This is a genomic window from Streptomyces sp. NBC_01241 (assembly GCF_041435435.1).
Classification (GTDB): domain Bacteria; phylum Actinomycetota; class Actinomycetes; order Streptomycetales; family Streptomycetaceae; genus Streptomyces.
The window spans coordinates 8,546,200-8,573,154 of record NZ_CP108494.1; the positions used below are offsets into that span (position 1 = coordinate 8,546,200).

Sequence of the window (26,955 nt, forward strand, 5' to 3'; positions counted from 1 at the left end):
ATGCGTACCTACCGCACCTCGCCGCGGTTCGAGCTGTGGCGGCATGACCTGTGCGAGACGCGCGAGACATGGTTCCGGCTCGTCGACCCCGACGGCCAGAACCCCACCCCCGAAAGGAGCTGAACACCGTGGGAGAGATCGAGGACGCCATCGAGCGGGCCGACCGGGAGGCGTTCACCCGGGAGCCGCCCAAGACCCTCCAGGGCCGCATCAACTTCCTGATGAAGCAGCTCAAGACGACCAAGGCCGTCGCCCAGGAGCTCGGGGTCAGCCAGCGGTCGGTGGAGCGATACCGCAAGTGCGAGCGCAAGCACCCGTCGAAGGACATCGCTGCGAAGATCGACGGCGCCGTCCGGTCCCGCTGGCAGCCGCAGGTCCGCAAGCGCCGACGGAAGCAGGCCGCCGCCACCGGCGGGATCACGGTGGAGACGAGGGCCCGGTTCGGCTACACCGCGCCGGTCGGCACGACCGACGACGGCCGCTTCCGCCGCCTCACCGTCTGCCTCCCCGCGGCGTACGCGCATCGCCTGTTCGACGCCCGCGACACGGGTGCCAGCGACCAGCAGATGCGCGACATCATCGCCGAAGGATTCAAAAGACGTGTATTTCCAGGACGGCGGAGGCCGCGCCATGGGAATCTCAGACGTCGCCATTAACGACATCGACTATTTGGACCTGGATTGGGGAAATGCATGACCACGGAATTCCCTGCAATCGACCGCGATGAGCCGAAGCTCGATAGTTGTCACCAAGGCAGGCGTGTTGACACCAGGGGCTCTGAATAGGGCGCGCCGGGTATGGCCGAGCGCTTTGAGGTTCCCCCGAGATGCGGGTCTCGTGTATGCGTGGGCAAGGAGCGTGAGCGAGTGCTTCACCGCAGGGAGAGACGTCGGCGCACTGCCTGGCGTGACGCACCGAGCGCTGACCGGCAATGTCCACCGCGTCACCACATGATCGCCCGCGACACCCTTCGACGCGCACATCTGATCCGGGTCCAGAATGTAGAACCCCGACATCACACCCCACGAGTACGCGCCGTACGCCGCCGCGCCGGCTAGGACCGCTATCAGAGCGCAGGTGGTGACGCTGGGCAGGTGCCTGACCAGGACCGGTTGCCGCCTGCGAACCCGTACGGCGAGCGCGACGGCAGTGCCCAGGACCATGCAGGGCGCCAGGATTGGCGCGAAGGTCAGGGCGAGAAACAGAAGGGCATACATGTTTGCCCCGACACCCCCCGGACAAGACCGGTTCCACTGTGCGTTTTGCTTGGCAACCGCCGCCGACTGGACCGCTCGAGCCGCGGCGGGCCGGCTACTGTCCGGGCCAGCGACTGCCAGAGCGTCGGAGCCGGTGACACCGGCCATGCTTCGCGCGCAGGACCTCCCACCTCGATCTCGCTGCCGCGGTGGCCATGGTGCCTGGCCCTCGCACGGCGCCTGATCCTGTTCCTGCCTCGGTCGCGTCTCGCGGCGGAGAGGGCTGAATGGGCAGATGGGCGCGGTGCATCCCCCGTGAGAGCTACAGGAGCTGTCCATCCGCAGGTGATTCGCGGACGTCGGCGGATTCCTAGCGTGGTCGTCAGGTCGCCGCCGGTGCGACCACCACAGGGGAGGCCACCATGGGCACGACGACCACCGCACAGGACGACACGGACTCCGGTCTGGACAAGGACGGCGGCAGGCGGGGCGGCCGTTTCGGCCGGATCGTGCGCTCTCCGCTCGGCTGGATGTTGACGGGCATGGTCGGCGTCGGCCTGGTCTCGGGTCTGACCGCGACGGGCCCCGGTCCGGTGCCGGTGCTGGGCGCGGCCGCCGCGGTGGCCGTGTACTGGGTGGTCATGCGGCGTCTCGCAGGACGCTCCACGCCGGAGATCGCCCGGCAGGGGGCCGGCCGGGAGGCGCTGCTAGGCAGCGCGATCGGTCTCGGGTTCATCCTCGTCTCCGCCCTCCTGATCAGTGCGTTCGGGGGCTACTCGTTCTCCTGGGCGGGGGGCGGCTTCGTGTCGGTCGTGTGGTCCGCGGTGATGGTGCAGATCGGCACCGCGGTCACCGAGGAGCTGATGTTCCGCGGCCTCGTTCTCCAGGCTCTGGAACAGCGGTGGGGCAGCCGCGCCGCCATCGTGATCACCGGGCTGTTCTTCGGTGTCGCCCACCTGGGCGGTGCGGGAGCCAGTGTGTGGAGCGCGCTGGCGATCGCTCTGGAGGCGGGCGTCATGCTCGGTGCGGCGTTCTTGTGGCGGCGTAGCATCTGGTTCGTCGCGGGTCTGCATTTCGCCTGGAACACCGCCGAGCAGCTGCTCGGCATCCCGGTCTCCGGACACGCTCCCAAGGGCCTGTTCACCGTCGAGGCGCACGGCTCCGCCCTGCTCACGGGTGGCACCTTCGGTCTGGAGACGTCGATCGTGCCCATCCTGATCGGTGTGCTGATCACGGTCCCGATGTTCGTCCTTGCCCGCCGGAGCGGCGGTCTGCTGCCCCGGCGGCGCGCCCGGCACTGAGACAGACCGACTGGAGGGAACGGAAGTGATGTTCCGTCAGGCGCCCTGGAGCTCTCCGCGGCTTAGGGCACCGCTCGACTGGTGGGAGGAGCGGGATGCCTTCCTCAAGGACGGCGTCCTCGCCCTGGTGCTCACCGTGCTGGCCTTCGTGCCGACCCTGTCCAACATCGGGGCGCAGATCGGCGACCTGCCCGAGCGGCCGGCGAATGCGCTGAGCATCGGGCTGATCCTCGCCCAGACCATGCCACTCGCGGCTCGCCGCCGGTGGCCCGCAGCCTGTCTGGCCGTGGTCGCCGCCGCGTTCGCCGTGCACCAGACGCTGGGCTTCGCGACGACGTTCGGGAGCGTGGGGCTGTATCTGGCCCTGTACTCGGCCGGGGCCCATCAGGTCCGCTTCCGCCATGGCCTGGCGGCCGGGGCGAGTGCGGGCTACGTCGTCCTGACCGTCGTTCTGCACCACCTCGGCTCACCGCAGGGGATCCCGGACTTTCTCGCGTTCTATCTGGCTCTGGCCGCGGTCTGGCTGGTGGGGGGTACCGTGCGCATGCGACGGGCGAAAGAGGCGGAGCGGCGGTGGCTGGCCGCCGCAGTGGCCACGGCCGCCGAGCGGGCCCGGATCGCCCGCGAGCTGCACGATGTGGTCACCCACCACGTCACGGCCATGGTGGTACAGGCCGACGCGGCGCAGTTCCTGCTCACGTCCGCGCCGGACCGGGCCGGCGAGGGACTGTCGGCTGTCAGCGACACCGGCCGCCGGGCGCTGACGGAGCTGCGGTATCTGCTCGGCGTCCTGGAGGCGACCGGCGAGTCCGCGGCCGCCGATGCGGCGCGCGCGGACCGGGCACCCACCCTGGGACGCGTGGGAGACCTCGTCGAACAGGCCCGCTGGTCGGGCCAGCCGGTCGAGTTCAGCGAGCGGGGCAAGCGGCGCCCGCAGTCCGTGGACGTGGAGCTGGCCGCGTACCGCGTGGTGCAGGAGGCACTCACCAACGCGATGAAGTACGCGGCCGGGCAGCCGACAAGGGTCCTGGTCCGGCACGCCGAGCAGCGCATCGAGATCGAGGTGACCACGGACGGACCCGTCCCCTCCCCGGAGGCCGCACCGGGCACGCGGAAGCCGGGCCCGGCGGGCGGACGAGGGCTGGCCGGGCTGCGCGCACGGGTGCGGACGGTCGATGGTGAACTGGAGGCCGGACCTCGGCCCGACGGCGGGTTCGAGGTCCGCGCCATGATTCCGTCCAAGCCCGTTCAGGAGTGACCCCGTGAGCGATGCGCCGCAACCGATTCGTGTGCTCGTCTGCGACGACCAGGCACTGGTGCGCACCGGCTACGTCACCATCTTCTCCGCACAGCCCGACATGGAGGTCGTCGGCGAGGCCGAGAACGGGCACGCGGCGGTCCAGGCCGTGCGGCGGCTGCGCCCCGACGTGGTCGTGATGGACATCCGGATGCCCCTGCTCGACGGCATCCAGGCGACCCGGCAACTGGCCGGTCCCGACGCCGAGGCCCCGCCGAAGGTGCTGGTCGTCACCACGTTCAACGTCGACGCCTACGTCTACGATGCCCTGCGCGCCGGAGCCAGCGGCTTCCTCCTCAAGGACGCACCCCCGGTGGAACTGGTGAACGGCATCCGGACGGTCGCCCGGGGCGAGGCGCTACTGGCGCCCGCAGTCACCCGCCACCTCATCGGCCACTTCGCCGAACACCTGCGCCCGGCCGAGACCTCCCGGCCGGCCAGGGAGGACGTAGTCCACGCGCTGACACCTCGCGAACTGGAGGTGCTCCGGCAGATCGCCGAGGGGCTGTCGAACGCGGAGATCGCCGCGGAGCTGTTCATCACGCCCGAGACGGTCAAGACCTACGTGTCGCGGATCCTGGCCAAACTCGGCCTGCGCGACCGGGTCCAGGCTGTCGTCCTCGCGTACCGGGTCGGGCTCGTGTCCGGCACGCCGTGAACCAGAGCCGCACGCGCGCGTAACGTTCGAGTTCCATCTTCCAGGTGATCAGGCCGTATTCTTCGTCCCGCGCCTGAGCCCAGGCACCGTGAGCGCCGTCGGCGCCATTCGGAGGTGTTGTGATGGCGGATGCCGTGGTCGGCCCGCACGCTGGAGCCGGATGTGGATGCGCCGCCTCGCACGGTGCGGAGGCAGGGCTCTGGGAGGACCGTATGACTGTTTCGTCGCGCGCAACTGACGCACCGCCGGCCCCGTTACGACGACCTGCGTGCCTTGGTGATCAACTGCACGCTCAAACGCACGCCGGAGACGAGCAACACCCAGGGACTGATTGACCGCAGCATCGCCGTCATGGACCCGCAGGGAGTGCACGTCGATGTCGTACGGGCGGTGGACCACGACGGTGTGTGGCCCGACATGAGGGAGCACGGCTGGGAGACGGACGCCTGGCCGGACCTCTACCAGCAGGTCCTGGCGGCCGACATCCTCGTGCTGGCCGGTCCCATCTGGCTGGGCGACAACAGTTCCGTGATGAAGAAGGTGATCGAACGCCTCTACTCCTGCTCCAGCCTGCTTAACGAAGCCGGCCAGTACGCGTATTACGGCCGCGTCGGCGGCTGCCTGGTCACCGGTAACGAGGACGGCGTCAAACACTGCGCGTGAACGTGCTCTACAGCCTGCAGCACCTGGGGTACACCATCCCTCCCCAGGCGGACGCCGGATGGATCGGCGAGGCAGGTCCGGGCCCCTCGTACCTCGATCCCGGCTCGGGCGGTCCCGAGAACGACTTCACCAACAGGAACACCGCGTTCATGACCTGGAACCTGCTGCATCTGGCGCGGGCGTTGAAGGATCTCGGTGGCATTCCCGCCTACGGCAACCAGCGTACCGCCTGGGACGCTGGCCGCCGCCGCGACTACGAGAACCCCGAGCACCGCTAGGGACCTCACTCGGTTGCCTTGATGTCGGGATTCATGGGCGATGGCGTCCGAAGACGACCAGCCTCAGCAAGATGAAGCGCAACACGTCACCAGCGCGAAGCTGGATACCAGCACCAGGGTCTCTGCCGCAGGTGACGCAGTGGGCCGGTAGTGGCGGAACAGCAGGACCGCCCCGGTGGTGACCAGGTGGGCCGGAACGGACAGGACGCCTGCCGCCAGATGGGCCTGGACGGCGCGGACCGGAGAGCCGCGGAAGGCCCGCCGCCGGTTCGCTTCGGTGTTGAGGACGGAGATGGCGAGAAGAGAGGCGAGATCGGCCGCCGGGGGAGGGGCCCAGTGGCACAGCTCCCAGTACAGCGGGGTTTGACCCGCTGCGGAGGCGACGCCGATGACGACGAACCAGCCAACTTGTCTGGTCAGCCTGATGCGGCCGGGCTGGGCGGAGGCACTGTGCCGTGCGCTGAGGCGTCGCGCGCCTCCATCATGAGGCACGGCTGCAGGGACTTGCGGGATCACTGGAGGCAGCGGTTCGACCGTTCGGCTGTGGACAGACACCCGCATGCACCTCAGGCCCGGACAGCCGACCTGATCTGTGTCAGCTTGCAGGTGTCCTGTTCGTTCGGCATGGAGCTGTCTCATCGTGAGAGAGCGGCTTGGGAACTGGAGGAGACGGCCAATGGCAAGTGGCGGACGGCCGTCGGGGCCGGCTCCATCCGATGGGTCGCGACTTCGGAGATCGGACGGGAAACGTAGACGGGCCCGGCGTGAGCGCGTGGACGCCGCTGTGGCGGTGGCCGCCGCTCGTACCCGGGCGGCCGCAGGGCGCATTGGACAGATGCCCCCACCCCCTGGTCCGTTCCGTCCCGGGTTCTGGCGCAGTCCGATCCGTGGGCCCTGGCTGACCTCCGTGTTCGGGTTGCTGCTGCTGATCGGCATCCCGCTGCTGTTCGTTACCGGACTGCTCTCCTACGCCTCCTACAACCCCGGGCTGAGCCCTCTCAACGACATGACCCCCGACAAGGGTGTCCTGGGCTTTTACCTGTTCAGCTGGCCCACACACCCGTACTGGCTGTACCGGCTGCTCCAGGGCGTGCACGTGACGTTGGGTGTGGTCCTGGTGCCGGTGCTGCTGGCCAAGTTGTGGTCGGTGATCCCGAAGCTGTTCGAGTGGCTGCCGGTGCGCTCCGTCGCCCACGGGCTGGAGCGGTTGTCCCTGCTGATGCTGGTCGGCGGGGTCATCTTCGAATTCGTCACCGGCATCCTCAACATCCAGCTCTACTACGTCTTCCCTGGCTCGTTCTATCGTCTGCACTTCTATGGCGCCTGGGTGTTCATCGCCGCCTTCGTCGTCCACGTATGCCTCAAACTCGGCCGCATGACACGGGCCTTGCGCTCTCGCAGCCTGACTGCCGAACTGCGCACCGACCTAGCCCACACCCTGCCCGAACCACCCGACTCCGACGGTCTGGTGGCGGCCGCCCCCACCTCGCCGACGATGACCCGCCGCGGCGCGGTGGGCATGGTGGGAGCGGGATCGCTGCTCCTGCTCGCCGTGACCGCCGGACAGAGCATCGGCGGGCGACTGCGCGGCACCGCGCTCCTCGCACCGCACAACCGTGACCCGGGCAGCGGCCCGAACAGCTTCCAGATCAACAAGACGGCGGCGGCCGTCGGCGTCACCCCCGCAGTTGTTGGCCCCACCTGGCGGCTGGAGATCCACGGCCACGGACCGGCACGGGTCTTCACCCGCGAGCAGCTTCTGACGATGCCCCAGCACGCCGCCGCACTGCCGATCGCCTGCGTGGAGGGATGGTCCACCGACGACCAGCACTGGAGCGGCCTCCGGCTGGCCAACCTCGCCGCCCTGGCCGGCATGCCCGACGCAGGAAGCGTCCTGGTCGAATCCATCCAGCCCCGCGGCCCGTTCACCAAGGTGGTACTGCGGGGCAACCAGATCCACGACCCCCGAGCCCTGCTCGCGCTGCGTGTCAACGGGGCGGACCTCTCCCTCGACCACGGCTACCCGGCCCGCGTCATCGTCCCGGCCAACCCGGGTGTGAACAACACCAAGTGGGTGCACCGGCTCACCTTCAGGACGTGACCATGGCACGATTCAGCCGCTGGTACGGCGCCGGACCCCTGCACCTTCTCGTCCTGATCTGCTCTTTCGCCCTCACCGGCTACGCCTTCGTGCGCCTGTTCGCTGTCCGGCCGCTCTATGTGGCGATCTGGTTCGTCGGCGCGGCGATCCTCCACGACCTGATCCTGCTGCCGCTGTACTCGCTCGCCGACCTGACGGCCCACTCCGTGCTGCGGCACCGCCCTGCTCGCGTACCGCAGGTGCCGTGGATCAACTACCTGCGCGTACCCACATTCCTTTCCGGTGTGCTGCTGCTCGTGTGGTTCCCCCTCATCTTCGATCTGGCGATCCCGTACCAAGGCGCCTCCCGGTTGCCCGAGGGCATCTACCTCGGCCGATGGCTGGCGATCACCGGTGTGCTGTTCGGCGCGTCCGCGCTGGCCTTCGCCGTCGAACTGGGCCGCATCCGGCGAGCCGCCGGCACCGACGAGGAACGGCCCCCACCCGGCCACGACGCCAAGCCGTGACGACCAAGGAGAACCAGCCGCCCCCCGGCGCAAGGACGAGACCCGGGCCGCGCCCGAGGGCCGCGACGGCAGCGTGAGCGCGGCCGAGGAGCTGGCCCGGCTGCGGGCGGAGAACGCCCGAGCAGGGGTGGCAGCTGGAGCGCGAGATCCTGCGCCGTTCCGAACTGGCCGTAGATCGAGGCAAATTCCAGGCCGAGGTAGCCGCCGCCGTTGATCGTCAGCCGTTCCGGCAGGATGATCGTGTCGATCAGTTCGGCACTTGTCACGGTGTACTGGCTGGTCCGCAGGTCGGGGATGTCGAGGACGACCGGCTCCGATCCGGTGTTGATGAGGATCGTCTCGGCGGTGACCGTCAGGCGGCCGTCGCCGGTCTGCACGCTCACGGTGTGCGGGTCGGTGAACGAAGCAGTGCCGGTGATCACCGTGACGGTGTCCATGCTGTTCAGCCCGTCGTAGTTGCCGCCACGGAACAGCTTGGTCAGCGCTTGCACCTCGCCGACAGAGCGCTCGTACCACTCCTGCGGAACGTCCTCCAGTCGGCGTTTACGGGAGTGGTGGACAAGGGCCTTGGTCGGCACACAGCCGACGTTCGGACAGGTGCCGGCGTGCATCCTCTCCGACCGCTCGACCAGCACCACGTGCTTGCCGAGCTGCCCCATCGTTGCGGCCACTGTCTACTCGCCCTTGCCGAACCCGATCACGAGCACATCGGCATGAAAGCTTCGGTCCGCGGTGCCCGTATTCGCTCCACTTCCCCACGTCGGAGTAGTCGAGGATGAACTGGATGAATGGATCTCAGGCAGGGATCCCAGCGAACAAAGTTCAACCATGCGGGTATGTACCCCCGTACTCCCCACAGCACCATCAACACAGGCCCGCCGCAACTGGCCACGAGTGTGGAGTGCACCGCTGCGTCCGCTCGGCGCAGCGCCTTGCGAGAGACGAGGCGCGGCCCATCGCGCAATCTGGAAGTGAGAAGGTGCGATCGCAGGCACCATCGCTGTCCCGTCCCGGGGCGCTGGAGCGACCGGGTTCGACCGGGAGGAGAACGAGTCATGGCTCGGCCGATAGCAGTGCTGTTCGATATCGATGAAACCCTGGTCCACACCGGAGACTCGGGAAGACGTAGTTGGTCGTGGGCATTCGACCGGTTGCACGGCGTAGCCGCCGACATCGGAAAGCACACCTCGGCCGGGGAGACGGATCCACAGGTCGGCCGGGAAACGTTCAGCGCCGTGCTCGGCCGCGAACCCAGTTGCGACGAGATGGCCCGCCTGTACGCCGCATACTTGTGGCACTTGTCGGAGGACATCTGGGTGTCACAGGCGTATCGCGTTCTGGACGGCGTCGAGGAAACCCTGCGACAGATCGCGGACGCCGGGGTCATCCTCGGGCTGCTGTCCGGCGCGATGGAGGGCGCGGCCAGGATCAAATTGGAACCGGGTAAGCTCGGCCGCTACTTCGTATTCGGTGCATATGGCTCGGACTCCCCGGACAGGGCAGAGATCACCCGCCTGGCGATGGCCAAGGCCGCTCGCCTGCACGGCCGCGAAGTGACTCGCGACGAGGTCTACGTGGTCGGCGACACCCCTCGTGACATCCAGGCCGCGCACACGGCACAGGCGACCGCGGTCGGAGTTGCCAGCGGCCATTACACCGTCGAGGAACTGCGCGCCGCCGAGGCCGACCACGTGCTCACGTCTTTGGCCGACCCCTTTCCGGGCATCTGACGGCCGGCAGCGGCGGACTCCAGCCGACGCCGGCGCCGCGCCACCGCGGATGTGCAGGGCCCTGCCGGTGATGAACCCGGCCTCCGGGGAGGCAGCGGGCTTCGCCGGGCGGGCCCGTTTGGATTGTTCTTGCAGAACAGTTCGGCTTCCATCGGACCGGGAGTAAACGAGTTGGCCGGGATTTCTTCGATGGCGAGTTCACCCGCCGAGGCACGGATTGAAGGGGTGCGGCGCACGTCGGGTCAGGCGACCTCAGCCGGCGTAGAAGGTCTTCAGCTCCGGCGCGAGGGCCGCCGGCACGGCGATGTCCTGATCGGGCAGCGCGTGGTGCCGGCTGTTGGGCAGCGCCTCGGCGAGCGCACGCGCCGAGGCGTGCAGCCAGCCGGGCGCGCTGTCGAAGGCCGGTCCGGCGTCGGCCCCGGCCCCGGCGTCGTCGGAGGACGAGCCGGAGCGTGATCTGGAACGCGTCTGAACCCCTCGTGCTCCGGGGCACGGCGCGGAAACGCCGTGCCCCGGATTGTGCGTGTGCGCATGCGGTGTGCCCCGGACCCGTGTCCGGGGCACGCGCCGTACCCGGTCCGGGCCGTGCCCGATCCAGGCTGTGCCCGGCCCGGTCCAAGGCCGGGCGGGGCAGGGCAGGGCGGATCGGGTCGGGCGGGACCGGACCGGGCACGTCCCGGACCGGGTCAGGCCGGGTGCAGGAAAGCGGATACCGGAGTTCGCGACGCGTTCGTCGCGGGGCGCGACAAGTACAACGTGGTGTGGAAGTAGCCTTCGCTCTCCTTGCCGCGGGGGTCCTCACCGGCCGCGGTGACCGCGGCGACCGCGTACAGCTGCTCTTGCGTGCTGGTGAAGCGGCGCTGCGGGAAGGTGCGCTCGGCGGCCTTCCCGGTGGTGAGGCCGTACGTCTTCAGACAGTCGGCGATGGGCTGGTAGGAGACGGTGCGCAGCACGAACGAGGCGACCCACACCGGGCCGTGGATGCTTTCCATGAGGGGCCGGAAGGTGCGCGGTGACAGAAAACTGGCTCCGCCGGTGATCGTGATCAGGCGGGTGTGGCGTACGGCCCGACGCAGTGCCGGGCCGGCGGGCGCGATCTCCAGGTTCTCGGCGAACGCTTCGTCCAGCAGGCCCACGGAGCGAGCGTAGGAGACGGCATGAGGGGCGGCGTCCAGCCCGATGACGCGGACCGCGTCCGGGCGCCGATGAGCCGCGTAGAACGCACTGTCCCACTCGATCAGTTCGGCGGTGGTCAGAGCGGTGGCCTGCGGGGACGTGTAGTGGGCGTACAGGTCGTCCCATGTGAGGTGGTGGTTGAGCAGGGCGGCGTTGATGCCGAACGAGCAACAGATGTCCAGCACCGTGGCCGGGCCTGCCGCGTCCGCCGAGGTTCCGCACGCACTGAGCATGCGCCGGAAGACGCCCTGCGCATGGTGTGGGGTCTGGTACTCCCAGGGACCCAGCACGCGGAAGTACGCCCGCGGGTCCGGCTGGTCGTAGATGTCGTCGAAGGGGGTCATGCCTCCGACGGCGGAGACGGCCTCCCCGCGGAAGCCACCGGCCACAGGCGGTTCTGAGTTCTTCGACTCTGCAGAGGTCATCACACGTCCTTTCCCTCTTTCCCTTCGATTCGAACCGGACGCCTTCCGGACCGAGTCAATGCCCAACGCCGTCCGTGGGGAACAGGACGCACGCGAATCCACCCAGGCGGCCGGTACGGCCCCGGGGCACCCCCGAGAACAACCCACGGCGCGGCAGCGCACTCCAGAAGATGGGCCGCCGCCTCCCTTGCGCGACGATGAACTGTCGCGGGCCACGGGCTGGACCGTGCCCGCTCACGAGGGAGGGCATGCCGTGTTGGGCGACGGGGACGGGACGGCTGCCGCACTGCGGTCGATGGCGGGGCTGGACACCTCGGTGGCCGTACGCGTGGCGGCGACGCTGAGGATCGCCGACCACATAGTGGCCGGACGGCACACCGTGCGGGAACTCGCCGATGCGGTCGGTGCACACGCCGACGCGCTGGAACGGCTGTTGCGCAATCTTGCCGTCCGGGGCGTCCTGGACCGCGACGACGCCTCCGGCCGCTACACCCCGACGGCGCCGGGCCAGCCCCTGCGCGACACCACCCGGCGGGAATCCGGGCCTGGTTCGACATCGAGGGCGGAGGCCGCGGCGAGCTGTCGTTCGTCGGGCTGCTGCACAGCGTGCGCACCGGCGAGGCCGTGGGCCGGTGGGTTGTGTCGGGCCGCCGCCCCATCTGCCCACGAGTCGAAGGGTGTTCGACCAGAATCCGGGGGCAGGGCCTCTGAGCCGGGCTTGCAAGTCAACGCCGTTGCGTTTGGGCGGGAAGCGGCACGTCAAGGGGGTTGAACGGAGCAACGGGACACCTGTAGATCAACGATCGGCCAAGAAAGTCGATCAAGTGCAGGAGTCCCGTTGCAGGAGAGGTCTGTCATCACCCGGACGATCGAGGTAGCCGGGGGCGTGTACGCGCCCGGGCATCTGGGCGAGTTGACCCAGATCGTGGACTTCGCGCTGGTGGACGCGGTGCTGGAGGAGACCGGGGCACGTGAGCGCAGGCTGCGGCTGCTGCCCTCGCGGGTGGTGGCGTACTTCGTCCTCGCGCTGGCCCTGTTCGAGCACGACTCCTACCGCGCGGTGTGGGGCAAGCTCGTGGCCGGACTTCAGGGGCTGCCCCTGGTGCGGCCTGCCGTTTTCTCACCTTCCCGCGCACGGCGACGGATAGGGGCCTCGCCGCTGCGGCGCCTGTTCGAGACGCCGGCCAGCCCCGTCGCCCACCGCCATCAGCCCGGCGCGTTCTATCGCGGACTGCGCACCGTGGCCGTCGACGGCACCTTCCTGCATGTTCCCGACGAGGAGGCACTCACCTGGCGGTATCTCAAGCGGAGCGGGGAGAAGCTGGAGTTCGGTTATCCGCTGCTGCGGCTGCTGGTCCTGGTGAAGTGCGGGACCCGGGCCGTACTGGCCGCCGCGTTCGGTTCGGAGTCCGAGGGCGAACTGTCCTACGCCCGCAGACTGCTGAACGCGCTGGACCACTCGACGCTGCTGCTGGCCGATGCCGCCTTCGACGCGAACGAGTTCCTGCACGAGGCCCAGGAGCGCGGCGCCCGGTTCCTGGTGCGGTCCTCCGCCCACCGGGTGCCCACCCCCACCGGGCACCTGGCCGACGGCTCGTACCTGGCTCGACTCGACTACGGCGTCCTGCCCGTCCTGCTCCCGGTGCGTATCGTCGAGGCGCACGTCACCCTGGTCCTGGCCGATGGGACCGTTCACCGTGAGCAGTGGCGCCTGTTGACCAGCCTGCTCGATGCGGACCGTTACCCCGCAGGCGAGCTGATCAAGCTCTACCACGAGAGGTGGCAGGCGGAGACGACCTACTTCTCGATTAAAGGCTGCCTGACGGCACCCGAGACACCGACTCCCTGACCCACTCGGCCGCTGCCGCATTCCGATCCGGAGCTGCGCTTCCCCTGGCGTGCGCCAGCCGCTGCGGTCAGCAGCGCTCTGCCACCGTCAGGTCACCCAGGCCGCACGGGCCGTAGCAGCCCAAGCGGTCCGGCTCGATCGAACATACGATGGTCTGGAGCGTGCTCGGGCAGCTCGTCGTGCTGGCCGTCGGAAGCGCGTAGGACGGAGGATTATGGCACAGGCCACCGACGCAACGCGGACCGTCATCCTGACAGTAGACGACGACCCGGGAGTCTCCCGCGCCATCGCCCGCGATCTGCGGCGCCACTACGGCGGCGGCTACCGGATCGTACGCGCCGAGTCCGGCGAATCCGCGCTGGAGGCGCTGCGCGAGCTGAAGCTGCGCGGTGACCTGGTGGCCGTGATCCTCGCCGACTACCGGATGCCGCAGATGAACGGTATCGAGTTCCTCGAACAGGCCCTCGGCGTGTACCCGGGGGCGCGGCGCGTGCTGCTAACTGCCTACGCCGACACCGACGCTGCCATCGACGCGATCAACGTCGTCGACCTCGACCACTATCTCCTCAAGCCTTGGGACCCGCCCGAGGAGAAGCTCTACCCAGTCCTGGACGATCTCCTCACGGCCTGGCGGTCCAGCGACTACCGGCCGGTACCCACCACCAAGGTGGTCGGGCACCGCTGGTCCGCCCCCTCCTCGCGGGCGCGCGAATTCCTCGCCCGCAACCAGGTGCCGTACCGCTGGTACTCCTCCGACGAACCGGAGGGACAGAGGCTTCTGGCGGCGGCCGGGGCCGACGGCCGACGGCTTCCCCTGGTGATCACGCCGGACGGTACCGCGCTGATCGAGCCGGAGTCGACCGAACTGGCCGCCCACGTGGGGCTCGCGACCACGCCGACCGCCGCGTTCTACGACCTCGTCATCATCGGCGGCGGCCCGGCCGGACTCGGCTCGGCGGTGTACGGGGCCTCCGAGGGGCTGCGGACCGTACTGGTCGAGCGGTCGGCGACCGGCGGACAGGCCGGCCAGAGTTCCCGCATCGAGAACTACCTCGGCTTCCCGGACGGCGTGTCCGGTGCGCAGCTGACCGATCGTGCCCGCCGTCAGGCGAGCCGATTCGGTGCCGAGATCCTCACCGCTCGCGAGGTCACGGGGCTGGAGGTGAACGGTCCGGCGCGCGTCGTACGCTTCTCCGACGGCTCAGCGGTCGCCGCGCACAGCGTCATCCTGGCGACCGGCGTATCGTACCGGCAGCTGGGGGCGCCGGGATGCGACGAGCTGACCGGCTGCGGGGTCTACTACGGCTCGTCCCTCACCGAGGCGTCGTCCTGTGAGGGCCAGGACGTGTACGTCGTCGGCGGCGCGAATTCCGCCGGTCAGGCGGCGGTGTTCCTGGCTCGGGGCGCGAAGTCGGTGACCATGCTGGTGCGCGGGGAGTCCCTGACAGCGTCGATGTCGTACTACCTGATCCAGCAGATCAACGAGGCCCCGAACATCACCGTGCGGCCCCGGACCGTCGTCAAGGAGGCGCACGGCGAGGAGCACCTGGAACGGCTGATTTTGCGGGACACCGTGACCGGCGCCACCGAAGTCGTCGATGCCCAGTGGATGTTCGTCTTCATCGGTGCCGCCCCGCTGACCGACTGGCTCGGCGGGACTGTGCTGCGCGACGAGAACGGCTTCATCCTCGCCGGACCGGATTTGACGCCGGACGGGCGCCCCCCTGCCGAATGGGCACTGGACCGGCCGCCCTACTACCTGGAGACCAACATCCCGGGTGTGTTCGTGGCGGGCGACGCGCGCGCCCGGTCCACGAAGCGCGTCGCGTCCGCCGTAGGAGAGGGAGCCATGGCCGTGATGCTCGTCCACCGCTTCCTGGAGCAGTCATGAGCGCACAGGTCATGGCCTGCGACCCGCACGAGATCGGCTCGCTGTTCCTCTTCGAGAAGCTCTCCCCGGAGCAGCTCGGACGGCTGTGCTCCGAGGGACGGATGGAACGGTTCGAGGCCGGCCCGGTGTACACCGAGGGCGACCCGGCGACCTGCTTCTACGTGATGGTCGAGGGAACCGTCGTACTGTCCCGCCGGGTCGGCGGCGACGATGTGGAGGTCAGCCGGACCTCGCAGCGCGGCGTGTACGCGGGGGCCATGCAGGCATATCTGGGCGACCAGGTCCCGCAGACGTACATCAACTCCATGCGGGTGACCGAACCCACCCGGTTCTTCGTACTGCCCGCACAGTCGTTCGCGGACGTCATGCGGGAGTGGTTCCCGATGCCGACGCACCTGCTGGAGGGGCTATTCTTCGGCTCCAAGAACACCCAGCGGGCCATTGGCCAGCGGGAACACCTGTTGGCGCTCGGATCGTTGTCCGCCGGACTCACCCACGAGCTCAACAATCCGGCCGCGGCCGCCGTCCGCGCCACCGCGGCGCTGCGTGAGCGGGTCGGCAGGATGCGGAACAAACTGGCGGTCATCGCCCAGGGCCGCTACTCCCGAGTGGCCCTCGCCAAGCTCATCGAGATCCAGGAACGCACCGCCGAACGCGTCGCCAAGGCACCAATGCTGACCCCTCTGGAGGCGTCCGACCGGGAGGACGAGCTCGCCGGCTGGCTGGAGGATCACGGCATCCTGGAGGGCTGGCGGGTCGCGCCGGCCTTCGTCCAAGCCGGGCTGGACACTGACTGGCTGGACCAGGTCGCGGCGACCGTGGGCGAAGGCATCCTGCCCGGGGCGATCGGCTGGCTCAACTACACGGTCGAGACCGAGCTGCTGATGGACGAGATCGACGACTCCACCACCCGCATCTCCCGCCTGGTGGACGCGGCCAAGCAGTACGCGCAGCTCGACCGCGCCCCTCACCAGGACGTCGATGTCCACGAACTCCTCGACAGCACGCTGCTGATGCTGTCCGGCAAGATCGGCCCTCGGGTGAGGGTGGTCAAGGACTACGACCGTTCCCTCCCCGAAATACCCGCCTACCCGGCGGAACTCAACCAAGTGTGGACCAACCTCATCGACAACGCGGTGGCCGCCATCGGCAGCACGGGCCACGACGGCACCCTGACGGTCCGCACGGCCAGGGAGGGCGACCGACTGCTCGTGGAGTTCCGCGACACCGGCCCCGGCGTCCCCGAGGACATCCGCAGCCGCATCTTCGACCCCTTCTTCACCACCAAGTCCGTCGGGGAGGGCACCGGCCTCGGCCTCGACATCTGCTGGCGGATCGTCGTCAACAAACACCACGGCAGCCTCCAGGTCGAGTCCGTACCAGGCGACACGCGATTCCAGGTGCTGCTGCCGCTGACCGCCCCCGAGACCGAAACCACAACCACTGAGGAGTCCGTATGACCGACATCGACGGCATCGCGGCGAGCGTCCCGCCCAGCACTACCGGCTGCGCGGACTGCGACGCAGTGGGGGGCTGGTGGTTCCACCTCCGGCGCTGCGCGCAGTGCGGCCACATCGGCTGCTGCGACTCGTCACCAGCCCAGCACGCCACCGCCCACTGGAAGTCCTCTGGGCATCCCGTGGTGCAGAGCTTCGAGCCGGGTGAGGAGTGGTACTGGAACTACGCCACCGACGTCCTGTACGAGTCCGGACCCGAACTGGCCCCGCCGACCAGCCACCCGGCCGCCCAGCCGACCCCGGGACCGGCCGATCGTGTCCCGCAGAACTGGCCGGACCTGCTCCATCCCTGAGAACCAGCGGCGGGATGACCAAGATAGGCATAATCACGCCCCCAACGCAATGGGTAACTCGGGCATGAGTCACCCTCCGTAGCGTCTTGATCTTGATGCTGGTCGTCGGCGGTGCGCTCACGCACGGGTATGCGGTGCCGGATGGTGATCTTCTCGGGGCCGACGAGGACGTCCTTGACGAGGAGCCTCAGGACGCGCTGGCGCTCGGGGACCTCGGCTGTCCCAGCGTTCTCGCGGAGCTGGGCGAGGAAGCCTTCGAGGTCGTCAGCGAGCTTGAGGTAGGCGTCGCGGTCGGCGAGCTGGGCTTCCAGCGCGTCGAGTTGGCCACGCAGGTTACTCTCCCGGGCCCGCAGGCCGGGCATCCGGGCCCGCAGTTCATCGATGGTGACGAGCTGTTCCTGGAACGCCTCGATCATGCGCGTGATCGCTGCGGTGGCCTTGGCCAGGGCCAGTTCGAGACGGCTGCGCTGGCGGGTGGCGGGGTCGGAGGTGCGGGCACGGTCCAGCCGCTTGTCGATCTCGGACCGGATCAGGTGCGGGTCGGCGATCATGCCGATGATGTGGTCCCAGACGACGGTGTCGAGGTAGTCGGCGCGGACGGGCTTGTTGGTGCAGACCCGGCCGCCCGCGTAGCGGTAGTCGTCGGAGCCCAGGCACCGGTAGTAGTAGATCTTCTTGCCGGAGGAAGTAGTGGTCGAGGTGCGGTAGTAGCCGTATCCGCAGCTCACACAGGCCGACAGCCCCTGAAGCAGGGAGGGGACCTTGCTGTTGCGCGAAGCGAAGCGCTTGTTGTCGGCGAGCCGCTGGGCGGCGCGTTCGAAGGTGGCCGGGGTGACGAGCGCGGGAACGGGGATGGTGATCCACTCCTCGCGGGGGCGGTCGGCGGTCTTGACGGCGCGCGGAGTGCTGCGGCCCTCCAGGCGGGCCCGGCGGTTCAGGCCCGGGGACTCGTGGAGGATCTGGGTCTTGCCGAAGGCTGCCTGCCCTTGGTAGGCGGGGTTTTTGAGCATGCCCCAGACCACGCTGCGGTCCCAGCGGGTCTTGCCGGTGCGGGTGGGAGTGCCGCTGTCGGTGAGCCAGCGGGTCAGGTCCGCGATGGAGACCCCGTCGTCGGTATAGCGGCGGAACAGCTCGACCACCAGCGCCGCCTCGGACTCGACGATCTCGTAGGTGGCCCCGCACTCGGGGGTCTTGCGCAGGTAGCGGTAGCCGAACGGGGCTCCGCCCAGCACGTTCACCGCCCCCGAGCGGGCCCGGTAGGTCTTCCCGCGCCGGTAGCGTTCCATCAGCTGGGCCTTCTCGTACTCGGCGAACATGCCCTGGAACTGGACCATCAGCTGGTCCTCGGGGCTGTCGCCGCGTGGGCCGCGGACGAACTCCACCCGGGTGCCTGCCCGGGCGAACTCCTCGACCAGCAGGGCCTGGTAAGCGAACTTGCGGGCGAGGCGGTCGGGCGCATAGCACAGCACCACATCCACGCCGACCTGGGCGACCAGGTCGCGCAGCCGCTCCAGCGCGGGCCGCACCAGGGTCGCCCCGGAGTGCCCCTCGTCCTCGAACACCCACTCCTCGGGCAGCTCAAGACGCTGTTCTGCGACGTGCGCGCGCAGGGCCGCGGTCTGCGAGCTGATCGTCTGGTCCTTCTTCTGCCGGGCCGAGGACACCCGGGCGTAGATCGCCACGCTGGTCATCGCTCACTCCTGCCTGCTCCAGGCGATCCCGTATCCGGGCCCGCCGCTGCGGAACCAACGCCGCATAGGCCGCGGACAAGTCCGCCGCCGCATGACGGTCGAAGACCGCCTCCACCTCCACCGGCCGGCCGCTCACCTGCCCGGCCGCCCCTCCGGGGCACCCCGCTCAAGGAATTCGGCCAGGGCCTGGGCCACCACCGCGGAGATCGCCCGGTCGCTCTCGTGGGCACGGGCGCGGATCTGTCCTGCCAGCGATTCCGGCAGCTTGACAGTGAACACCACGCTCGACTCGGGGACTTCGAGATGTCCAGCGGCCATGGCCTGCTCCAGATACCGGCGTGCCTGACGCACCGACACCCCGTACCTACTCGCCAACGTGCGGGCGGCTGCGGCCACGGGCGCACCCGCCCCGACCAGATCCGCGGCGGCGTTGACCCGCCGGGCGTACTCGACGCTATCGACACGATCACCACGCACCATGTCACAAACCTACTACCCATTGTGACGCTCCTTACCCTCCGCGCGAGGAAGGAGTTCCAAGCGCCGGTAGCCGAGCGTCACCTCGAAGCAGAAGTTGCCCATTGCGTTGGGGGCGTGTATACGCCCATCTGCGGCTTGAATAACGGTGCAGGCCCTATCGGTCACCCAACCCCGAGGAGCCAGCCCCGGACGGCCACCCGGCGCCAAGAACAAAACACCGGGCACCCCGCTACGACGTCGGCAAAACCGTCAAACGCCCCGAGCCCCTCAAGGCCATCGGCAAGCCCGGAAGATCTTGGTAGATAAAGAACAAGCTTAGCTCTGGACGAAGTCGAGGAGGTCTCGGGATAGACGCTCCTTCTCGGTGTCGGTGATGCCGTGCGCCGCGCCCTCGTACACCTTGAGCTGAGCGCCTCGGATCATCTGCGCCAAACGCTTACCGCCGACCTCGAACGGTACGATCTGATCATCGTCGCCGTGGTGATCAGCGTGGGAACGTCAATCCTCTCCAGGTCCGGGTGAAAGTCCATCGCAGAGAACGCGGCGATGCATTCGAACGCAGCGCGGTGGAAAGTCATCGCGGAAGCCGCCCCGGCAGCAACCGAACCCGACCCGCCTCAGACCGAGACGAGCACCGCCTACCAGGCCATCGTGAACGCCTTCAACCAGCACGCCGGCCAGATGTTCCGGGCCCGTGAACTGCACGAACTCCTCGACCTGCCCACCGACGAGGCATCCGTCAACATCACCCGAAGCCGCCTCGCACGCCTCCTCCACCAACGCTTCCTCACCCAACCCGGACGAGGCCGCTACCAGAAACGGACTTAACGTCCACTGAGAGGGCCGAGGGTCGGCCTGTGCGCGCTGACGATCCATGCGCAGTGGCGATGGTGGTTGTCACATTCGCGGGCCCGGCGGTGTCTTCATGCCAAACAGGCAAACGTTTGAGGAGAACACCATGGCGCTACGCGTCCCGAAGGCCGAGCTTCCCGCCGAGCTCCGCGAAAACCTGATCAAGCAGCTCGGTTCCGTGCCCGAGCCCAACGAGGTGCTGTGGAACAACCCCAAGCTCGCCGAGGCCAACCAGGAGTTTTCAGCCAAGGTGGGCACCTGGGACGCGGCCGACGCGAGCCTCAAGACGTTCGCGCACATGGCCGTCGCGGCACAGGTCGGCTGCAGTTGGTGCCTCGACATCAACTACTTCGCGGCACTGAACCAGAACCTGGATCTGGCCAAGGCGAGCCAGGTGCCGCGCTGGCGGGAGTCGGGGGTGTTCACGCCGTTGGAGCGGGAGGTGATGGAGTACGCCGAGGCCATGACGAACACGCCGACGACCGTCACCGATGAGCTGTCGGCGAGTCTGCTCGGCCAGCTCGGCCCGGCGGCGCTGGTCGAGCTCACCGTGTTCATCGGCTTCGCCAACCTGGCAGCCAGGTGCAACACGGCGCATGGGATCACCTCGCAGGGCTACTCCGATGCCTGCGAGATCCCGCTGGCTGCGCGTCCTGAGACGTCCGACGTAGCGTCGACGGCATGACTGGGGACCCGTTCGTCGCCCATCGCAGCCTGCTGTTCACAGTTGCCTACGAGATGCTCGGCTCCGCGGCCGACGCGGAGGACGTGCTGCAGGAGTCCTGGCTGCGGTGGGCCGAGGTCGACCAGTCGCGGGTGAGCGACGCGCGGGCGTACCTCGTCAGGACCGTCACGCGGCAGGCGCTCAACCGGCTGCGGACGTTGGCGCGCAGCCGCGAGGACTATGTCGGCGAGTGGCTGCCGGAACCGTTGCTGACCAGTCCTGATGTCGCCGAGGACGTAGAGCTCGCGGAGAGCGTCTCGATCGCGATGCTGACCGTTCTTGAAACGCTAGGGCCGACGGAGCGGGCGGTGTTCGTGCTCCGCGAGGTCTTCGAAATGCCGTACGGCGAGATCGCCGAGGCCATCGGGAAGTCCGCGGCCGCGGTGCGGCAGATCGCGCGGCGTGCCCGCGAGCATGTGGCGGCCCGGCGGCCGCGGGTGCAGGTGAGCCGGTCGGAGCAGCAGGCCGTGGTGGGGCGGTTCCTGTTTGCATTGCGCACCGGGCAGTTGCAGGAGCTGGTGGAGGTCATGGCGCCGGACGTGGTCTTGATTGCCGATGGTGGCGGGCTGGCGGCCGCCGCTCTGGCTCCGATCCACGGGGTCGAGCTCGTGGCGAAGGTGCTCGCGCGCACGAACCGGGTGGAAGCGGCCGTGCTCGCGACGACGGCCGTGTGGCTCAACGGCGCACCTGCGGGCCGGATCGAGATCGACGGCGAGTTGGCCACAGCGGTGAGCCTCGTGGTGGAGAACGGGCAGGTCACCCGGGTCTACTTGGTGAGAAACCCGCGGAAGCTGACGAGACTGGACGAACCGGCTGAACTCGCCAGGGGGGTGTCGTGAGTGTTCCGGGCGAAACCGCCCGGAACACTCACCACCGCAAGCCGGGCCAGAACCCGACGGCGGCCAGGACCAAGGATCCCGGACGGACGCGGATTGGCGCCCGATCCGACATGGATATCCCCCAAAAGGCCCGAGTACCACCTGAGACGCGTGAGACGCCCCCGGGCCAAGTGAGAGCGGACGCACGTGTCCCGTCTCATTAGATCTTGCAGATATGGGGCCGTTGACCTGTGGGGTGACAGGTTGATCTGCGACTTGCGACGGGCGAGACAATGCGTCCCAGACGAGGTGCGGCCAGTGGCGAGCACGCATCTCATCGATCATGGCGAGTGAAGTTCCCCCTCTGAAGTGGACAGCGGTTGTTTACGCTGCGGGGGTGAAGTCGTGCTGCAGCCTGGCTCGGGTTTCGAGCGGGGTGAGGTACCCGAACTCGGGGTGCTTGCGGAGCCTGGTGCGGTTGTACTCGACCTCGATGAAGCGGAAGACGTCGGCGCGGGCCGCCTCACGGCTCTCCCAGACGGCGGTGCCGATCTCCGCTTTCAGCAGTCCGAAGAAGCTCTCGGCTGCGGCGTTATCGTAGCATATGCCGGTTCGTCCCATGCTCTGCCTCAGGTTCAACTCCCGCAGCTCGTGGCGGAATTCGCCACTTGTGTACTCGCTTCCGCGATCGGTGTGCATGATGCAGCCGCCCTGAAGGTCGCCGCGGCTGGCGGCCATCCGCAGCGCGTCGGTGACCAGCTCGGCACGGTGGTGTTCGGCCATCGCGTACCCGATCACCTCGCGCGTCGCCAGGTCCATGACGGTCGCGAGATACCACCAGCCCTCGATCGTCGGCAGATAGGTGATGTCGCCGACGAGCTTCGTGCCGGACCGGGTAGCGGTGAAGTCGCGGCCGACCAGGTCCGGAGCCGGTGCGGCCTTGGTGTCCTGCTGCGTCAGGTGGCGGCGTCTGCGGCGGGTGACGCCGCGGATGTCGCGCTCGCGCATGATCCGCTCGACCTTCTTCCGGTTGATCGCATGGCCCTTGCGCCGCAGCGCGGCGTGTACGCGCGGGGCTCCGTAGGCACCCCGTGAGGAGGCGTGGATCTCGCGGATCTCCTCGGTCAACTCGTTCTCGGCACACTGCCGTTCGGCCGCTGCCGGCCGGGCCGCCAGCCAGGAGTAGTAGGTGGAGCGGTTGATCCCCGTGACGCGGCACAGCAAAGCCACGCTGTAGCCGTCGGGGTTGGCCTCGGCGGCCTTCTCCGCGTCGATGAATCGGCACAGCGTGCCTACTTCATCGTCTCCTTCGCGAAGAAGGCCGCTGCTTTTTTCAAGATCTCGATCGTCTGCTGCTGTTCCCGGTTCTCCCTGCGCAGCCGCTGGAGCTCTTCCTTCTCCGCCGTGGTCAGCGCGCCGGGCGCCCCCTCGCCGCGGTCGGCCTTCGCCTGCTTCACCCAGCCGCGAAGCCCCTCCGGACTCACACCGAGTTCCCGGGCAACCTCGGTGACATTCCGCCCTGACGACCGGACCAGTGCCACCGCGTCCCGCTTGAACTCCGACGTGTACCGCTTGCTCATGTTGCTCTTGCCACTCAACCTGGACTGCTTCCTCCGGGACCGATCCGTCCCAGTATCAGGCTGTCCACTTCAGAGGGGGAACTTCAGAGGGAGGTGCTTGTTGAGCTGGGCCTCGTCAGGATGCTGAGACGCCTGCTTCCAGAATTCGCAGTGAAGGTGGCAGTTTCCGGGCCAGGCCCAGCACGGTGCCCCTTCCGAACCGCTTGCGGGGCTCAAGCGCGAGCTTCGGCCCGAGGCGGTCGATGATGCGGTCGGCGGCTGGCTTCGACACCAGCCACACCGTGATCATCCCGCTGCGACCGACCCGTCCGGACGGGTCCCTGACGCGAAGCCGAGGATGTCGGAGACTGCTTCGTGCAGGCTCCCGAAGTGACGGTGCACGCCAGCCACCCTGATCGGAGCGTTCACCCCCCCCACACCGTCATGCCGGCGCGCAGTCCTGCCTCAACACCGTAGGTGGCGTCCTCAATGACCGGGCAGTCCTCGGGCTGGGCACCGAGCTGCTCGGCGGCCAGCAGGTAGGGCATGGGCGATGGCTTGCCCTCCTCTACCGCGGCGGCGTCCACGATGACACGCGGGACCGGCAGGCCCGTCCGAGCAAATCGCCCACGCACCCGGTACTCATAGTTCGAGGTCACCAGCGCCCACGACCCCGACGGCAGGGCATCCAGCAGCTCGGATGCACCGGCGAAGGCCGCATAGACGCTGGACCGGACGTCCTCGTCCTCAAGTTCGTGGAGCACGGCCAGACACTCCGTTGGATCCTGGTCCGGAGCTACCTGCGCGAAGGTCTCCATCGGCCGCGTCCGCAGTGCCACCCGGTAGACCTCATCCGCGTCCAGCCCGTATTGCCCCGCCCAGGTTCTCCAGACCCGGCGTTGGTCGTCCACGGCGTCGATCAACGTGCCGTCGACATCGAAGAGGACGAACTTCCTGGGGCCGGGCTGCACAAGCTCACTGGTCACGCCGTGATCACGCCAGGAAGCCCTGAAGATCATTTATGGGACGGGCCTTCTTCCTGCTGGTCCTGTTCGAGAACAAGGCTCGAAGGCAGGGGCTGGGCAGAGATGCCGAAGCGGCGTGCCGCCTCGGTCGGCATCCGGGGGTGGTCTCGCCAGTGGGCTGAGGCGAGCAGGCCAGTGAGAACGACGGATTCGGGATAGGTGACCAGTTCGATCCGGACTTCGAAGGGACGGTGGGGAGCGCCGAACTGGTCCTCGCCCAGCACGCCGAGTCGGCGGTTCCAGCGCTGCCGCAGCGGCTGGCTGCTGGCCCCGTTGTTGAACCACTTGATCAGGCAGTCGCGGGCATCGACGTAGGCCAGCGCGGTGGTGGGGTGGGTGACTCGGCGTGCGATCCGCTGATGTCGGCGGTTAGCCCGAAGAGCTTCGGGCAGTCGCGTGAGGCTGTGCTGCTCGTCTCCAAGAAGCCAGCGGTGATGCCAATGGCAGACGCCTTCATGGTGAGGAGTGCTGCGGATGACGAGACCGCGGATGTGGCGGCGGGCCATGCAGAGGCGGCAGGCCGGGCGGCGCCGCGGCTCGATGACCTCCTCGGTGGCGGACAACGGCAGCCGCCGGATCGGGTCACCGATCGTGCCGAGCGGAGGCATCGCGTGGATCAGAGAGGACGGGCTCCGACCGGTCAGGGCGGCGAGCCGCAGCAGCCGAGTTATTGTCAAGACCTGTGGTCTGGGTGATGCCTGATCAAGCTGTAATGGCCTCAGGCCACTCGACGAGGTTGCCGTCCTCGAATCGGGTTCCGGCTCGGATCAGGTCCAGTAGGGTGAGTCCGTGCTATGGACAGAGTTCGCCGAACAGGAGCCTGATCTCGCCCGGCGGGGACGGGTATTGCTCGCCGAGGAGCACGGTTATGTCTATCTGTCGACCGTGGCCGCAGACGGTGGCCCCCGGCTTCACCCCGTGGCTCCCCTTCTGAGTGATCACGGGTTGTTCGTCGCTGTGACGCGTCGCTCGCCGAAGTTGGCTGATCTCCGCAGCGAACCGCGAATAGCGCTGCATTCCACCGTGTTGCCGCCGGACGACGAGGAGTTCTCGGTGCGTGGGGTCGTCCGCGAGGTGGAGGACGTCGTCGCGCGGAAGGCTGCTGTAGTCGGGGCGCGGGGTGGTGCGCAGTTGTCCGATGCTTTGGCGCTTTTCGAGGTGGGGTGGGCTCGGTGGTCACAGGGAAGACCGACCCGTGAGCGTTGGCGGGCTACGGGCGTCAGCTCCTCCGGTTAGCTGGGTTGCAGGCTCGGCTCCCGCGGGGACGCGGGCGACAGGCTGGCATGATCAGGCGGCTCGGGGGTGGGGTAAAAGACCTCAGCCTCGAGCCTCCCTCCACCTACTACTACCGGCAGATGTTCTGCCGCTTCTTCCAGGACAAGCACGGCATCGACTCGATCGAGACCGTGGACGTCGACAATGCGACGTTCGAGATCGACTATCCCCACGTGGATTCGACGTAAAGCTGTTGCGGGGGAATACGAGCGCAGGGTTTGCGGGGTGTCCGGGGTGCCGCCGGTGAAGGTGTGCAGGGCCGGGTCGGACAGCACCGCGGCCATCTCTTCGGCGTGCTTGATGCGAAACGGCAGCAGGTCCAGCGTTCCAGTGCTGATGGCCTGGGCCGCGAGGGTGCTCACGCCGCGACCGCCTCGGGGCGTTCGACGAGTCGGCCGCGTTCGAAGCGGGCGCCTGTGCGGACGAGGGCGACCAGATGCGGTGCGGTGACCGCGCGCCAGCGGGCCTGGGCGGACTCGGCGAGCTTGAACACCATCGCGAGGGCCGCGGCCGGGCTGCCGGCACCGCGGGTGACCTTCGTCCGCAGCTTGACCGTGCTGAAGGTCGACTCGATCGGGTTCGTGGTGCGCAGGTGGATCCAGTGTTCGGCGGGGAACTCGTAGAACGCGAGGAGTTCGTCCACGTCGTCAGTTATCTTCTTGACGGCCTTGGGCCACTTCGCGCCGTACGTCTTCTCGAACGATCTTACTGTCTTGAGGGCGTGGTCGCGGTCCTCGGCGTTGTAGATCTCCTGCATCGCCTTCTTCGCGCCCGGCTGTGCGGACTTCGGCAGGGCGCGTTCGTCACGTTGCGGATCTTGTGCACCCAGCAGCGTTGGTGCCGGGAGGCGGGGAACACTTCGGCCAGGGCCTTCCACGGCCCCATGGCGCCGTCGCCGACGACGAGCTCGGGATCTTGCATGCCGCGCCGGCGACAGTCGCGCAGCAGGTCGGCCCAGGACTCGGCCGAGTCGCGCAGGCCCTCGGCGAGCGCGATGATTTCCTTGGTGCCGTCGGGGCGCACGCCCATGAGGACGAGCACGCAGGAGTGGGCCTGGCCGAGGCGCACTTTGGGGTGCACGCCGTCGGCCCACACGTAGACGTAGTCCGATTCGTGGAGGTCACGGGCGTGGAAGGCGGCGTGGTCGTCCTGCCACTGCTTGGTCAGCCGCGTGACGGTGGCCGGCGACAGCCCGGCCGAGCTGCCGAGGAACTGCTCAAGCGCGGGCACGAAGTCGCCGGAGGACAAGCCGTGCAGGTACAGCAGCGGCAGCACCTCGCTGACCTTGGGCGACTTGCGGCACCACGGCGGAAGGAACTCCGAGGAGAGCCGCATCCGCTCCCCGGTGGCCTCGTCGACGCGCTTGTCGTTCACCCGTGGCGCCTTCACCTCGATCAGTCCGGCGGCCGTGGTGACAGCCCGCTCGTGGTGGTAGCCGTTGCGGACCACCAGGCGACGGCCTCGCTCGTCCTTCTGGTCGGCCAACTCGGCTATGTACTGGTTGACTTCGGCCTCCAGTGCGGTGGCGAGCATGCGCCGGGCGCCCTCGCGGACGATGTCGTCGATCAGGAAGCCGGTGGCGGTGGTGCCGTCTTCGTTGACTACGCTGAGCACGGGCGTGCCTTCCCGACCCGCGCTGCGAACGCGGGC

At 68.5% G+C, this 26,955-nt stretch carries 23 protein-coding genes and 8 pseudogenes; 19 read left to right on the forward strand and 12 right to left on the reverse strand.

Going from position 1 to position 26,955, the window contains the following annotated elements; genetic code table 11:
* The 6 genes and pseudogenes from OG306_RS38750 to OG306_RS38775 all read left to right on the forward strand — a co-directional run bounded on the left by OG306_RS38750 (window position 1) and on the right by OG306_RS38775 (window position 5,393).
* Window positions 1–123, forward strand: coding sequence for a hypothetical protein (locus tag OG306_RS38750; RefSeq protein WP_266751239.1), 123 nt, complete (start codon window positions 1–3; stop codon window positions 121–123).
* A 5-nt stretch (window positions 124–128) separates the two neighbouring features.
* Window positions 129–696 (forward strand): annotated as a pseudogene (gene tpg / locus OG306_RS38755) (telomere-protecting terminal protein Tpg).
* A 922-nt stretch (window positions 697–1,618) separates the two neighbouring features.
* Window positions 1,619–2,497 (forward strand): CPBP family intramembrane glutamic endopeptidase, encoded by an 879-nt coding sequence (locus OG306_RS38760; RefSeq protein WP_266751240.1) that lies wholly within the window; start codon window positions 1,619–1,621, stop codon window positions 2,495–2,497.
* A gap of 28 nt (window positions 2,498–2,525) precedes the next feature.
* On the forward strand, window positions 2,526–3,755 hold the full coding sequence (locus OG306_RS38765) for a sensor histidine kinase (protein WP_266751242.1): 1,230 nt from the start codon (window positions 2,526–2,528) through the stop codon (window positions 3,753–3,755).
* Window positions 3,756–3,759: 4 nt separating this feature from the next.
* Window positions 3,760–4,452, forward strand: a complete 693-nt coding sequence (locus OG306_RS38770; RefSeq protein WP_266904347.1) for a response regulator — start codon at window positions 3,760–3,762, stop codon at window positions 4,450–4,452.
* 212 nt (window positions 4,453–4,664) lie between these two features.
* A pseudogene (locus OG306_RS38775) lies at window positions 4,665–5,393 on the forward strand (flavodoxin family protein).
* 63 nt (window positions 5,394–5,456) lie between these two features.
* Here OG306_RS38775 and OG306_RS38780 read toward each other — a convergent pair.
* Complete coding sequence (locus OG306_RS38780) at window positions 5,457–5,885, reverse strand: hypothetical protein (protein ID WP_266904345.1); 429 nt, start codon at window positions 5,883–5,885, stop codon at window positions 5,457–5,459.
* 343 nt (window positions 5,886–6,228) lie between these two features.
* Between OG306_RS38780 and OG306_RS38785 the strand changes: the two genes are divergently transcribed.
* Together OG306_RS38785 and OG306_RS38790 are read left to right on the forward strand one after the other, a co-directional pair.
* On the forward strand, window positions 6,229–7,494 hold the full coding sequence (locus OG306_RS38785) for a molybdopterin-dependent oxidoreductase (RefSeq protein ID WP_327258334.1): 1,266 nt from the start codon (window positions 6,229–6,231) through the stop codon (window positions 7,492–7,494).
* Between the two features lie 2 nt (window positions 7,495–7,496).
* Window positions 7,497–8,000 carry a hypothetical protein gene (locus OG306_RS38790; RefSeq protein WP_266751245.1) on the forward strand — a complete coding sequence of 168 codons (504 nt, stop codon included), beginning with the start codon at window positions 7,497–7,499 and terminating at the stop codon, window positions 7,998–8,000.
* Window positions 8,001–8,164: 164 nt separating this feature from the next.
* On the opposite strand, the pseudogene OG306_RS38795 reads toward OG306_RS38790, so the two are convergent.
* Window positions 8,165–8,659: pseudogene (locus OG306_RS38795) on the reverse strand (FAD-dependent oxidoreductase); the annotation flags it as partial.
* A gap of 396 nt (window positions 8,660–9,055) precedes the next feature.
* Here OG306_RS38795 and OG306_RS38800 point away from each other — a divergent pair.
* A complete protein-coding gene (locus tag OG306_RS38800; protein WP_266904341.1) occupies window positions 9,056–9,730 on the forward strand; it encodes an HAD family hydrolase in 675 nt (224 codons plus the stop codon).
* Between the two features lie 252 nt (window positions 9,731–9,982).
* Here the strand turns inward: OG306_RS38800 and OG306_RS38805 are convergent, their stop codons facing one another.
* Together OG306_RS38805 and OG306_RS38810 are read right to left on the reverse strand one after the other, a co-directional pair.
* Window positions 9,983–10,294 (reverse strand): hypothetical protein, encoded by a 312-nt coding sequence (locus OG306_RS38805; RefSeq protein ID WP_266751249.1) that lies wholly within the window; start codon window positions 10,292–10,294, stop codon window positions 9,983–9,985.
* 122 nt (window positions 10,295–10,416) lie between these two features.
* On the reverse strand, window positions 10,417–11,331 hold the full coding sequence (locus OG306_RS38810; protein ID WP_266904339.1) for a hypothetical protein: 915 nt from the start codon (window positions 11,329–11,331) through the stop codon (window positions 10,417–10,419).
* 295 nt (window positions 11,332–11,626) lie between these two features.
* Here OG306_RS38810 and OG306_RS41030 point away from each other — a divergent pair, with 295 nt between their 5' ends.
* The 5 genes from OG306_RS41030 to OG306_RS38830 all read left to right on the forward strand — a co-directional run bounded on the left by OG306_RS41030 (window position 11,627) and on the right by OG306_RS38830 (window position 16,881).
* Complete coding sequence (locus tag OG306_RS41030) at window positions 11,627–12,103, forward strand: methyltransferase family protein (RefSeq protein WP_432762254.1); 477 nt, start codon at window positions 11,627–11,629, stop codon at window positions 12,101–12,103.
* A 66-nt stretch (window positions 12,104–12,169) separates the two neighbouring features.
* Window positions 12,170–13,180: an IS4 family transposase gene (locus OG306_RS38815; RefSeq protein ID WP_266904337.1), complete on the forward strand. Its 1,011-nt coding sequence runs from the start codon at window positions 12,170–12,172 to the stop codon at window positions 13,178–13,180.
* A 214-nt stretch (window positions 13,181–13,394) separates the two neighbouring features.
* The gene (locus OG306_RS38820; RefSeq protein WP_266904335.1) at window positions 13,395–15,071 is read left to right on the forward strand and encodes an FAD-dependent oxidoreductase; all 1,677 of its coding nucleotides are present in this window, start codon (window positions 13,395–13,397) and stop codon (window positions 15,069–15,071) included.
* Window positions 15,068–16,531 carry an ATP-binding protein gene (locus tag OG306_RS38825; RefSeq protein WP_266904333.1) on the forward strand — a complete coding sequence of 488 codons (1,464 nt, stop codon included), beginning with the start codon at window positions 15,068–15,070 and terminating at the stop codon, window positions 16,529–16,531. The genes OG306_RS38820 and OG306_RS38825 overlap by 4 nt, the downstream gene beginning before the upstream one ends.
* Window positions 16,528–16,881, forward strand: a complete 354-nt coding sequence (locus OG306_RS38830) for a UBP-type zinc finger domain-containing protein (protein ID WP_266751264.1) — start codon at window positions 16,528–16,530, stop codon at window positions 16,879–16,881. The genes OG306_RS38825 and OG306_RS38830 overlap by 4 nt, the downstream gene beginning before the upstream one ends.
* 569 nt (window positions 16,882–17,450) lie before the next feature.
* Here OG306_RS38830 and OG306_RS38835 read toward each other — a convergent pair.
* Window positions 17,451–18,572: pseudogene (locus tag OG306_RS38835) on the reverse strand (recombinase family protein); the annotation flags it as partial.
* A 132-nt stretch (window positions 18,573–18,704) separates the two neighbouring features.
* Entirely contained in the window at window positions 18,705–19,052 is a 348-nt protein-coding gene (locus OG306_RS38840; protein ID WP_266744339.1) for a hypothetical protein, read from the reverse strand.
* 546 nt (window positions 19,053–19,598) lie between these two features.
* Between OG306_RS38840 and OG306_RS38845 the strand changes: the two genes are divergently transcribed.
* The 3 genes from OG306_RS38845 (at window position 19,599) to OG306_RS38855 (ending at window position 21,467) form a co-directional block, all read left to right on the forward strand.
* Window positions 19,599–19,880, forward strand: coding sequence for a hypothetical protein (locus tag OG306_RS38845; RefSeq protein WP_266904331.1), 282 nt, complete (start codon window positions 19,599–19,601; stop codon window positions 19,878–19,880).
* 130 nt (window positions 19,881–20,010) lie between these two features.
* On the forward strand, window positions 20,011–20,589 hold the full coding sequence (locus tag OG306_RS38850; protein WP_266751271.1) for a carboxymuconolactone decarboxylase family protein: 579 nt from the start codon (window positions 20,011–20,013) through the stop codon (window positions 20,587–20,589).
* Window positions 20,586–21,467, forward strand: a complete 882-nt coding sequence (locus tag OG306_RS38855; protein WP_266904330.1) for an RNA polymerase sigma-70 factor — start codon at window positions 20,586–20,588, stop codon at window positions 21,465–21,467. The genes OG306_RS38850 and OG306_RS38855 overlap by 4 nt, the downstream gene beginning before the upstream one ends.
* 363 nt (window positions 21,468–21,830) lie before the next feature.
* On the opposite strand, the gene OG306_RS38860 is transcribed toward OG306_RS38855, so the two are convergent.
* The 5 genes and pseudogenes from OG306_RS38860 to OG306_RS38880 form a co-directional block, all read right to left on the reverse strand.
* The gene (locus OG306_RS38860) at window positions 21,831–22,733 is read right to left on the reverse strand and encodes an IS3 family transposase (RefSeq protein ID WP_323184070.1); all 903 of its coding nucleotides are present in this window, start codon (window positions 22,731–22,733) and stop codon (window positions 21,831–21,833) included.
* Window positions 22,734–22,738: 5 nt separating this feature from the next.
* Window positions 22,739–23,044 (reverse strand): transposase, encoded by a 306-nt coding sequence (locus tag OG306_RS38865; RefSeq protein WP_266751048.1) that lies wholly within the window; start codon window positions 23,042–23,044, stop codon window positions 22,739–22,741.
* A 133-nt stretch (window positions 23,045–23,177) separates the two neighbouring features.
* Window positions 23,178–23,297 (reverse strand): annotated as a pseudogene (locus OG306_RS38870) (IS5/IS1182 family transposase); the annotation flags it as partial.
* A gap of 14 nt (window positions 23,298–23,311) precedes the next feature.
* Window positions 23,312–23,991, reverse strand: a pseudogene (locus OG306_RS38875) (HAD family hydrolase).
* Between the two features lie 29 nt (window positions 23,992–24,020).
* Window positions 24,021–24,638 (reverse strand): hypothetical protein, encoded by a 618-nt coding sequence (locus OG306_RS38880; RefSeq protein WP_266904328.1) that lies wholly within the window; start codon window positions 24,636–24,638, stop codon window positions 24,021–24,023.
* 181 nt (window positions 24,639–24,819) lie between these two features.
* On the opposite strand from OG306_RS38880, the gene OG306_RS38885 reads away from it, so the two are divergent.
* Complete coding sequence (locus tag OG306_RS38885) at window positions 24,820–25,266, forward strand: pyridoxamine 5'-phosphate oxidase family protein (protein ID WP_353963818.1); 447 nt, start codon at window positions 24,820–24,822, stop codon at window positions 25,264–25,266.
* Between the two features lie 56 nt (window positions 25,267–25,322).
* Window positions 25,323–25,490, forward strand: a pseudogene (locus OG306_RS38890) (amidohydrolase family protein); the annotation flags it as partial.
* Between the two features lie 173 nt (window positions 25,491–25,663).
* Here the strand turns inward: OG306_RS38890 and OG306_RS38895 are convergent.
* Window positions 25,664–26,919: pseudogene (locus OG306_RS38895) on the reverse strand (IS256 family transposase).
* Between the last annotated feature and the right edge of the window lie 36 nt (window positions 26,920–26,955).